Raw genomic sequence first — 2,932 nt, 5'->3', positions numbered from 1 at the left:
GGCAGCGGCATCGTCTACACCGCCACGGTGAAGGCGGCCGAGGCGTTCTTCGCCGAACTGGCGGCCGCCGGCGAGTCCGCGGGCCTGTACCACGGCCGGCGGCGCGCCGGCGAACGGCGCGCCGCACAGGACGCGTTCATGGCGGGCGAGCTGCGCGTGATGGTGGCCACCAATGCCTTCGGCATGGGGGTCGACAAACCGGACATCCGCTTCGTGCTGCACTACCAGATGCCCTCCAGCCTCGATGCCTACTACCAGGAGTCGGGCCGCGCCGGCCGCGATGGCGAGCGCGCCGACTGCATTCTTCTGTACCTGCGGTGCGACCGCGCGGTGCAGCAGTTCTTCCTGGCCGGCTGGCTGCCCGAGTTGGCCGAACTGCGTGCGCTGCAGCAGCATCTGCTGCCGATGCCGAACGCAGCCGCGGCACCGGGCTGGAGCGAGGCGCAGCTCCAGCAGCGCGCGCGCCTGCCGCGCGGCAAGCTTCGCGTGCTGCTGAGCCTGCTGCGGCAGCAAGACCGGGTGGTGCGCGACCGCGAGGGACGACTGCGCTGGCGCGGGAAGCCGCCGCTCGAAGACGCCGAACTCGATGCGCTTCTGGACGAACACCGCGAGAAGCGCGAGCAGGACCGCGAGGCGCTGGAACGCATGACCTTCTATGCGACGACCGGCCTGTGCCGCTGGCAGGTGCTTCTGTCGGGCCTTGGAAGCGATGCGCTCGCGCAGCGCTGCGGCGCCTGCGACAACTGCGTGCGGCTGGCCCGCCACGAGCGCGAGCGCCGCGCGGCTGCGCGAGACGCGGCAGCAAAGGAAGAAGCAGACCCGCCGCAGCACGCCGCCGCTTTTGCCCGGGGAGCGTCGGTGCGCGTGCCGCGTTATGGGGTCGGATGCGTCACGGCCGCCGATGCGGTCTCCGTGACGATCGAATTTCCCGACGGCAGCCAGCGCTGCTTCCGGCCCGAGTTCGTGCGCCCGGTGCCCGCGCTTCGCCGGGCCTGAGGCCGGCGCGCAGCACGAACGCCTACTTGCCCGCGATCACGTGCCGCTTGTGCAGCGAGCTCGAAGCGTTCATGCCGGCGTCTTCGTCGACACCGATGCCCAGCCGGTCCACCAGCTCTCCGCCGAGCCAGGCCGTGACCATGGCAAGGGCCGCGCCTGCGAAGGACCAGGCCATCTGGCCCAGTTGCGGCGCATAGTCGCGGTCGCGCAGCAGAAAGCTCGCAACGAACAGCAGCAGGACGAGCACGTTGCCGCCGCCGTGCATGGCGCCGATGCGCTTGGCCCTGGTGCCCGAGGGAATGGCCAGCCAGTCGAGGGTTCCGAAAGGCGCGGCGAGCACGCCGCCCACCAGGCCGGCCGCGATCAGCCAGTATGAAACGGCGGCCATGACCTGGCTGTGTCCCGCCAGGTAGATGATGTCGAACACCACCGCAGTCGCGAGCAGCCCAAGCGGAAACACCACCAGCATCTGGTGCACCGAGTGGCCGAGGAAACGGACTCTTGCATGCATGGGATCACCTCCATTGCCTGAACCCCGCCATCTGAGCGGCAGCCGCAACCGGTCCCGCGCAAGCAAGTGCCGCCAGTGCGGGTCGGTACTTTCCTACTCGCCGGCTGCCGTCTCACAAGCGCAAGGGAAAAATTCAAACTCTCTTTATCGGCGCTGGATGACGCTCTGCAGTTGGCAACGCATCAGGCTGCGCGACATGGACAAGTTCTTCGCATCCTTCGCCAATGCCACGGCGCGCGCGGCCGGCAGTCCGATTGCATTCCTGATCTGTGTCGCGCTGGTCGTTGCCTGGGCGGCGGCGGGGCCCTTCTTCCATTTTTCCGAGAACTGGCAGCTGACCATCAACACCGGCACCACCATCGTCACCTTCCTGATGGTGTTCCTGATCCAGAACACGCAGAACCGCGACGGGGCGGCACTTCAGACCAAGCTCGACGAGCTGATCCGGTCATCGAACGCCGGCGACGAGTTCATGGGCATCGAGAAGCTCACTGACAAGGAGCTGGCCGAGCTGCACGAGAAATGCGAAGCGGCCGCCAAGAGAAGCCATGCCGCGCTCGACCGCACGCGCAGCGAGCGCGCACGGCGCGGCCACAGGGGCGCCCCCCAGGAAGGCGCTCAACCAACAGAAAGCAAAGCATGAAGAAATCCATCTGGAAACTGTATGGCTATGGCTGGGTCACGCTCGGCTTCTTCCTGGTGTCGCTGGTGGGCCACTGGGTCTTCGGCTGGTTCGCCTATGTGGACGAGCAGAAGCACTTCGGCGTGCCGCCGGAGGTGTCGGGCTACCTGATCCAGATGTCGAGGGACACGCTGGAGAACTGGCAGTCGGAGTTCCTGCAGCTGCTGTGGCAGATCGGCGGCCTGGCCTTCCTGCTCTATGTCGGCTCGCCGCAGTCCAAGGAAGGCGACGACCGCATGGAAGCCAAGATCGATGCGATCCTGGCGGCGGTCGACCCGAAGAACGCCGATGTCCTGATCGACGAGATCGACCGCGAATACGCCGGCCGGCACACCGACCTGCGCTGGACCAGGATGGCGAAGAAAGACGCATCCTGACGTGACGGCGGCGCGCGCGGCGCCGCCGCCGCCGTGCGTCAGGAGCCGATGACCTGCAGGTCGCCGCTCGCGCCGAGCAGCTGGCGCACCTGCTGCGCGAGCGAGCCGAAGATGCGCCCCGCAAGGCTGGGCTCGTCGCGCCCGAAGACGATGCGGTCGCAGCCGAAGTCGCGGGCCGCCGCAACGATGGTCTCGGCGCTGCGGCCGATCGCCACGGTGCTGCTGCAGGACACGCCCGACATCGCGAGCAGGTTCTGCGCGAACTGCAGTTCCTCGGCGCCCGCGCTCTGCTGCAGCTCGCGCAGCTCCTGCGGGTCGAAGAACATCGCGACGTGGCCGGAGACCACGGGTTGCACCCGCAAGAGC

5 protein-coding genes are annotated in these 2,932 nt (G+C 68.0%); 3 read left to right on the top strand and 2 right to left on the bottom strand.

Translation table 11 applies throughout. The annotated features are described in order from the left end of the window. Positions 1–996, top strand: a 996-nt coding sequence (locus AC1DOC_RS27345) for a helicase-related protein (RefSeq protein WP_478130885.1), incomplete at its 5' end; no start/stop codon positions are given. 22 nt (positions 997–1,018) lie between these two features. On the opposite strand, the gene AC1DOC_RS27340 is transcribed toward AC1DOC_RS27345, so the two are convergent. Then, on the bottom strand, positions 1,019–1,507 hold the full coding sequence (locus tag AC1DOC_RS27340) for a DUF2231 domain-containing protein (RefSeq protein WP_018906952.1): 489 nt from the start codon (positions 1,505–1,507) through the stop codon (positions 1,019–1,021). A gap of 196 nt (positions 1,508–1,703) precedes the next feature. Between AC1DOC_RS27340 and AC1DOC_RS27335 the strand changes: the two genes are divergently transcribed. Continuing rightward, entirely contained in the window at positions 1,704–2,150 is a 447-nt protein-coding gene (locus AC1DOC_RS27335) for a low affinity iron permease family protein (RefSeq protein ID WP_015866316.1), read from the top strand. Then, positions 2,147–2,566 carry a DUF6766 family protein gene (locus AC1DOC_RS27330; RefSeq protein ID WP_015866315.1) on the top strand — a complete coding sequence of 140 codons (420 nt, stop codon included), beginning with the start codon at positions 2,147–2,149 and terminating at the stop codon, positions 2,564–2,566. Before AC1DOC_RS27335 ends, AC1DOC_RS27330 begins: the two co-directional genes overlap by 4 nt. A 38-nt stretch (positions 2,567–2,604) precedes the next feature. Here the strand turns inward: AC1DOC_RS27330 and AC1DOC_RS27325 are convergent. Continuing rightward, positions 2,605–2,932: universal stress protein (locus tag AC1DOC_RS27325; protein WP_478130884.1), on the bottom strand; the 328-nt coding region annotated here is incomplete at its 5' end.

The organism is Variovorax sp. 01T439_2 (assembly GCF_056398445.1).
The sequence above is the reverse complement of the archived record's forward strand: the minus strand, read 5'-3'. Positions and strand labels throughout refer to the sequence as shown.